Genomic DNA, 7,003 nt, shown 5'->3' on the forward strand with positions numbered 1-7,003 from the left:
AATGAGTCAGAATGTTTATCAATTTATCGACCTGCAGCGCGTTGATCCGCCAAAGAAACCGCTGAAGATCCGCAAAATTGAGTTTGTTGAAATTTACGAGCCGTTTTCCGAAGGCCAGGCCAAAGCGCAGGCTGACCGCTGCCTGTCGTGCGGCAACCCATACTGCGAGTGGAAATGCCCGGTACACAACTACATCCCGAACTGGCTGAAGCTCGCCAACGAGGGGCGTATTTTTGAAGCGGCGGAACTGTCGCACCAGACCAACACCCTGCCGGAAGTTTGCGGACGAGTCTGCCCGCAAGACCGTCTGTGCGAAGGTTCCTGCACTCTGAACGATGAGTTTGGCGCGGTGACCATCGGCAACATTGAGCGCTATATCAACGATAAAGCGTTCGAGATGGGCTGGCGTCCGGATATGTCTGGTGTGAAACAGACCGGTAAAAAAGTGGCGATTATCGGCGCAGGCCCGGCAGGTCTGGCGTGTGCGGATGTCCTGACGCGTAACGGCGTAAAAGCCGTTGTCTTCGACCGTCATCCAGAAATTGGCGGGCTGCTGACCTTCGGTATTCCGGCCTTCAAGCTGGAAAAAGAGGTAATGACGCGTCGCCGTGAAATCTTCACCGGCATGGGTATTGAATTCAAACTCAATACCGAAGTGGGCCGCGACGTACAGCTGGACGATCTGCTGAGTGATTACGATGCCGTGTTCCTTGGCGTCGGGACTTATCAGTCAATGCGCGGCGGGCTGGAAAACGAAGACGCCGATGGCGTGTACGCAGCGCTGCCGTTCCTCATCGCCAACACCAAACAGTTAATGGGCTTTGGTGAAACCCGCGACGAACCGTTCGTCAGCATGGAAGGCAAACGCGTGGTGGTCCTTGGCGGTGGCGACACTGCGATGGACTGCGTGCGTACGTCCGTGCGCCAGGGAGCGAAGCACGTTACCTGTGCCTATCGTCGTGATGAAGAGAACATGCCGGGTTCCCGCCGCGAAGTGAAAAACGCGCGGGAAGAAGGCGTAGAGTTCAAATTCAACGTCCAGCCGCTGGGTATTGAAGTGAACGGTAACGGCAAAGTCAGCGGCGTAAAAATGGTGCGTACCGAAATGGGCGAACCGGACGCCAAAGGCCGTCGCCGCGCGGAGATCGTTGCAGGTTCCGAACATATCGTTCCGGCAGATGCGGTGATCATGGCGTTTGGTTTCCGTCCACACAACATGGAATGGCTGGCAAAACACAGCGTCGAGCTGGATTCACAAGGCCGCATCATCGCCCCGGAAGGCAGCGACAACGCCTTCCAGACCAGCAACCCGAAAATCTTTGCTGGCGGCGATATCGTCCGTGGTTCCGATCTGGTGGTGACCGCTATTGCCGAAGGTCGTAAGGCGGCAGACGGTATTATGAACTGGCTGGAAGTTTAAGCGAGGTAACAATGAATTCGCCAGACTGTGTCTGGCGAATCAAATTACTGACGAAGTGCGCGTTGTTTTCTGGCAAATGCGGCATGAGCGTTTGACCTTTCCTATAATAGGGATAATTTTCAATAAATTGTGCTTTGTTCACCAAGTCTGATGAGTGAAGCATATCAAGCAATTTCTCATTTACAATCCGTCTCAATTACTTGTTAACACCTCTGACAATACCGATTCTGCAAGCTATTCAGTCTTTTCATTCCATGTAAATTGTCTCGATATTAATATACAAAATATGAATATAAAAAACCAATATATTATCCTTAATTATCTATATATTTTCCTATTTTTCAGCGCAAACATTCATGCAATGAATAATTATCACCACAAACCACCTCACCAGCACCTTATTATTCACATGATCGTAGCTATAAAATTCATTAAATAAATACATCCCAGCAAGTTGGCTATTTCTGAACGAGTTATTTATTTACATTCACAAACAGATATATATACTGCTTCAGCTTTTTATTTTAAAAAATAAATTTGTTATTAAGGATATGTTCATATGTTTTTCAAAAAGAACCTCACAACAGCTGCTATTTGTGCAGCACTTTCTGTTGCAGCATTCAGTGCCATGGCAACAGATTCAACTGATACAGAATTAACTATCATCGGCGAGTATACCCCTGGTGCATGTACCCCAGTTGTTACGGGCGGCGGCATTGTTGACTATGGGAAACATCATAACAGTGCGCTGAATCCGACCGGTAAAAGTAATAAACTGGTTCAACTGGGCCGCAAAAACAGCACATTAAATATAACCTGCACAGCACCAACGCTAATTGCTGTAACCTCCAAGGATAACCGTCAGTCGACCATTGTAGCGTTAAACGACACATCCTATATTGAAAAAGCTTATGATACTCTCGTAGATATGAAGGGAACGAAAAACGCCTTTGGTTTAGGTTCTGCGCCTAATGGACAAAAAATTGGCGCTGCATCCATTGGTATTGACAGGTCTAATGGTGGGATTCACGCGGCGGACGATACAGGTGAAATTCCTGTCGACCTGATTCAAACTGACCACTGGTCAGCAGCGACCCCCACATGGAAAGCCTCATCTAATGGCGCATTCTGCTCGCTGACAAGTTGCTCAGCAATCGAGCGCGGTTATTCTGTTGCAAAAACAGGGGAACTGACACCTGTTGCCATTACAGCGGTCACCTTCCCGTTACTGATTGATGCTGCGGTAAATGACAATACTATTCTTGGTTCTGATGAAACGATCAAACTGGATGGTAACGTCACTATCAGCGTTCAGTATTTATAAGAACTTGTAATACAGTTTTTATTTTTACGCATTAACCAGTTAGCTATAACTCGGACAGATTATGCCCTATGACATGGTCTGTCTTAATCAATCTCATCGCAAACAGTGCATAACATATATTAACAATATGTTTCTGCGTTATTTATCATTATTACAGGAGTTTTAATTTAAATGCTCAGACACATTACATTCACTGTATTTATAACAACATCAATGAATACCTTAGCCACAGGGATGGTTCCTGAAACATCAGTATTGCTGGTTGATGAAAAGCGTGGTGAAGCTAGTATTAATATTAAGAATACAGATGATCATCCTTCATTGCTTTACACCACCATTGTTGATTTGCCTGAAAGCAATAAATCAATTCGTTTAATCCCGACTCAGCCCGTTATTCGTGTTGAAGCCGGTCAAGTACAACAGGTTCGATTTTTACTTCAGGCGACTGTTCCTCTGCAATCAGAAGAGCTGAAACGCGTAACGTTCGAAGGTATTCCACCAAAAGATGACAAGAGCAGCAGAGTTACTGTTTCAATTCGTCAGGATCTACCTGTACTGATCCACCCGGCTTCCCTGCCGGAAGAGCGAGAGACCTGGAAATTCCTGGAATGGCGTAAAAATGGCGACCAAATTGAGATTAGCAACCCCAGTAATTATGTCGTTCGTATGACCTTACAATTTAAAACGCTCCCTTCAGGAAAAACGGGGGCTATAAATAAGACCTATTTTCTACCACACACCAGTACAACTACTGCATTAACAAACGCTACGGATACAAAAGTCGAGTTTTACCCAGCCAGCCGATATGGTTATCGCGGTAATAAATATGTCACTGACTTAAAATAACTTTGCCTGGAGCGACAAGGATGTTAAAAAAAACGTTACTGGCCTACACCATTGGTTTTGCCTTTTCTCCCCCAGCCAATGCAGATGGTATAGAGATTGCCGCTGTTGATTTTGATCGGGAAACATTAAAATCACTAGGTGTAGATCCTAATATATCGCATTATTTTTCCCGTTCAGCCCGTTTTTTGCCAGGTGAATATTCACTGATAGTATCAGTAAATGGCGAAAAAAAAGGCAACATTGCTACGCGCTTTGATGAAAATGGCGACATTTGTCTTGATCAGGCATTTCTGCAACAAGCCGGTTTAAAAATTCCTTCTGAAGAAAAAAATGGCTGTTACGACTATATATTGTCCTACCCGGGTACCACAATCACACCATTACCTAACCTGGAAGCGTTAGATATTATCGTTTCACCACAGGCGATCATTCCCATAGGGTTGGATCTCACAAACGCAGCAACTGGTGGAACAGCTGCGCTGCTAAACTACTCTCTGATGAGCAGCCGTGCAGAATTTTCTAATGGGAGTTCGGACTACTCCCAGGCTGCACTTGAAGGCGGGATTAATATTAATGACTGGATGTTACGCAGCCATCAGTTCCTTACACAAACAAATGGCACATTCAGTAACCAGAACTCGTCAACCTACCTTCAACGTACCTTTACAGATCTTAAAACACTCATGCGAGCAGGTGAAGTTAACCTCAATAATAGCGTGTTGGAAGGAGCCAGTATTTACGGTATCGAAATCGCACCGGACAACGCATTGCAAACCAGCGGCAGTGGTGTGCAAGTTACTGGTATAGCCAACACCTCTCAGGCTCGTGTCGAGATTCGTCAACAAGGAGTTTTAATTCATTCCATTCTGGTTCCTGCGGGCGCATTCACTATCCCTGATGTACCTGTTCGCAATGGTAATAGTGATCTTAATGTCACCGTTGTCGAAACAGACGGTAGTTCGCACAACTATATTGTTCCCTCCACCCTGTTTAATCAGCATGTAGAAAGCTTCCAGGGTTATCGCTTCGCGATAGGGCGGGTAGACGATGACTATGACGAATCACCTTGGGTAATTAGTGCATCGAGCGGATGGAATCTGACACGCTGGAGTGCAATGAACGGCGGCGTTATCGTAGCAGAAAATTATCAGGCGGCATCAATCCGGTCGAGTCTGGTTCCCCTGCCCGATTTAACAGTGAGCAGCCAAATTAGTACATCGCAGGATACGAAAGACTCACTGCAAGGACAGAAATATCGTCTTGACGCGAACTACAATCTCCCATTTTCACTTGGGCTAACAACCAGCCTCACTCGATCTGATCGCCATTATCGCGAACTGTCTGAAGCGATTGATGATGATTATACCGATCCGACTAAAAGCACTTATGCGCTTGGTTTAAACTGGTCTAACTCCATTCTGGGTGGTTTCAACATCAGTGGCTATAAAACATATAGTTACGACGGTGACAATGACTCAAGCAACCTTAATATTAACTGGAACAAAGCGTTCAAACACGCCACGGTTTCCGTCAACTGGCAGCATCAACTTAGTGCTTCAGAAAATAATGAAGACGATGGTGATCTGTTCTACGTCAACATCAGTATTCCATTTGGCAGATCAAACACCGCCACACTGTATACTCGCCATGACGATCATAAAACCCACTATGGTACTGGTGTCATGGGAGTCGTCTCAGATGAGATGTCCTACTATGTGAATGCTGAACGAGATCACGACGAACGTGAAACGAGCTTGAACGGCAGTATCAGTTCCAATCTCCATTACACCCAAGTCAGCCTTGCCGCAGGAGCAAGCGGCAGTGATAGCCGTACTTACAACGGTACGATGTCAGGTGGTATTGCCGTACATGATCAGGGAGTGACCTTTTCACCGTGGACTATCAATGACACTTTCGCCATCGCAAAAATGGATAACAATATTGCAGGTGTCAGAATTACATCTCAGGCAGGCCCAGTATGGACAGATTTTCGGGGTAATGCCGTCATTCCATCAATCCAGCCGTGGCGAACATCAGGAGTTGAGATCGATACCGCCAGCTTGCCAAAAAATGTCGATATCGGTAACGGCACAAAAATGATCAAACAAGGCCGTGGTGCAGTAGGGAAAGTCGGATTCAGTGCGATAACACAACGCCGTGCATTACTCAATATCACACTTTCCGACGGCAAAAAACTGCCCAGAGGCGTTGCGATTGAAGATAGTGAAGGCAACTATCTGACAACATCAGTGGATGACGGTGTTGTATTCCTCAATAACATCAAACCGGACATGGTGCTAGATATAAAAGATGAGCAGCAATCATGCCGTATTCACCTTACATTCCCAGAAGATGCACCAAAAGATGTGTTCTATGAGACAGCAACAGGAGAGTGCCAATGAAACGGATAATAACAGGATGCCTGCTGCTGAACTTCGCCATGGCCGCTCAGGCAGAGTGTAATATCTCCAGTAGCATACAAAATATCGACTATGGCAAACGAAGTGCTGCCATGCGCCAAGTTGACCGGGGTAAAACAACACAATTAGCAGACAGAACAATCACGCTGGTAATGCAATGCGATCAGGACGCTCATATTCGTGTTCAGTTGAATACCGCTAATATTTCCAACAACGGATTTGGATTTGGCCCGAATGGTTCATTAAATCTGATCGCCAGCGATGCATTTTCAGGTAGTAACAATCTCGACCTGGCGTTAGCCAGTGGCAAAAATGACAATCCGGGCAGCACAGGAACAGCATCAATTAGTAGTTCCCCCAATAATTGGCTGGTGTTTATGCAAAATGGTCAAGAAGTGGTAATTGATAGCGGTAAAAGCGTTAGCCTCACACTGACAATGGCTCCAGCTTTTAAGGATGAAGGGGAACTAACCGACATGACAGATATTACAGGCAATCTGACGGTCCTGGTGGAGGCAAAATGAACAATGTAAAATTACTGATTGCCGGAAGTGCCTTTTTTGCCATGTCAGCGCAAGCCGCTGATAGAGTATCAATTGACGTTAAGGTGACTCTGGAAGCTGCAGCTTGTACTCCAATACTAAGCAACGGCGGAGTTGTTAACTTCGGTAGTCATTCAGTCAATAGACTTTCAACGCAGCACTACACACAGATTGGAACACGTAATATTAATATGACTATAACTTGCGAATCCGCTACCGGCATTGCGATTACCGCTCGTGATACACGAATGGATAGTATGACCACCGGAAAAGATAGTGGGGGTCAGAGTGGTGTAAAATATACCTTAAATGGCGGAGGTTATATTAGCCAGTAGACTGGCCCCCTGAATCTCCAGACAACCAATATCACTTAAATAAGTGATAGTCTTAATACTAGTTTTTAGACTAGTCATTGGAGAGCAGATGATTGATGTCTTAGGACCGGAGAAAC

The 7,003-nt window shown here is 45.7% G+C and carries 5 protein-coding genes and 1 pseudogene; all 6 read left to right on the forward strand.

The genetic code is table 11. The features are described 5' to 3' along the window. The first annotated feature begins 1 nt into the window (after position 1). Positions 2–1,420: a glutamate synthase subunit GltD gene (gene gltD, locus K0778_RS12415; protein WP_000081674.1), complete on the forward strand. Its 1,419-nt coding sequence runs from the start codon at positions 2–4 to the stop codon at positions 1,418–1,420. A 559-nt stretch (positions 1,421–1,979) separates the two neighbouring features. Beyond that, positions 1,980–2,744 (forward strand): DUF1120 domain-containing protein, encoded by a 765-nt coding sequence (locus K0778_RS12420; protein ID WP_000465371.1) that lies wholly within the window; start codon positions 1,980–1,982, stop codon positions 2,742–2,744. A 171-nt stretch (positions 2,745–2,915) separates the two neighbouring features. Further along, entirely contained in the window at positions 2,916–3,590 is a 675-nt protein-coding gene (locus tag K0778_RS12425; RefSeq protein ID WP_001311157.1) for a fimbria/pilus chaperone family protein, read from the forward strand. A 20-nt stretch (positions 3,591–3,610) separates the two neighbouring features. Then, complete coding sequence (locus K0778_RS12430; RefSeq protein ID WP_001618872.1) at positions 3,611–5,992, forward strand: fimbrial biogenesis usher protein; 2,382 nt, start codon at positions 3,611–3,613, stop codon at positions 5,990–5,992. Then, positions 5,989–6,534, forward strand: coding sequence for a YhcE family protein (locus K0778_RS12435; RefSeq protein ID WP_001618873.1), 546 nt, complete (start codon positions 5,989–5,991; stop codon positions 6,532–6,534). The genes K0778_RS12430 and K0778_RS12435 overlap by 4 nt, the downstream gene beginning before the upstream one ends. Continuing rightward, a pseudogene (locus K0778_RS12440) lies at positions 6,531–6,884 on the forward strand (DUF1120 domain-containing protein); the annotation flags it as partial. The gene K0778_RS12435 and the pseudogene K0778_RS12440, both read left to right, overlap by 4 nt. Positions 6,885–7,003: the final 119 nt, after the last annotated feature.

This window comes from Escherichia sp. XD33 (assembly GCF_019375075.1).
GTDB classification, from domain to species: Bacteria; Pseudomonadota; Gammaproteobacteria; order Enterobacterales; family Enterobacteriaceae; genus Enterobacter; species Enterobacter flexneri_A.

Bases quoted from the DNA above. Each gene is read 5' to 3' on its own strand.
- gltD (WP_000081674.1), top strand. From the start codon at position 2: ATGAGTCAGAATGTTTATCAATTTATCGACCTGCAGCGCGTTGATCCG.
- K0778_RS12420 (WP_000465371.1), top strand. From the start codon at position 1,980: ATGTTTTTCAAAAAGAACCTCACAACAGCTGCTATTTGTGCAGCACTT.
- K0778_RS12425 (WP_001311157.1), top strand. From the start codon at position 2,916: ATGCTCAGACACATTACATTCACTGTATTTATAACAACATCAATGAAT.
- K0778_RS12430 (WP_001618872.1), top strand. From the start codon at position 3,611: ATGTTAAAAAAAACGTTACTGGCCTACACCATTGGTTTTGCCTTTTCT.
- K0778_RS12435 (WP_001618873.1), top strand. From the start codon at position 5,989: ATGAAACGGATAATAACAGGATGCCTGCTGCTGAACTTCGCCATGGCC.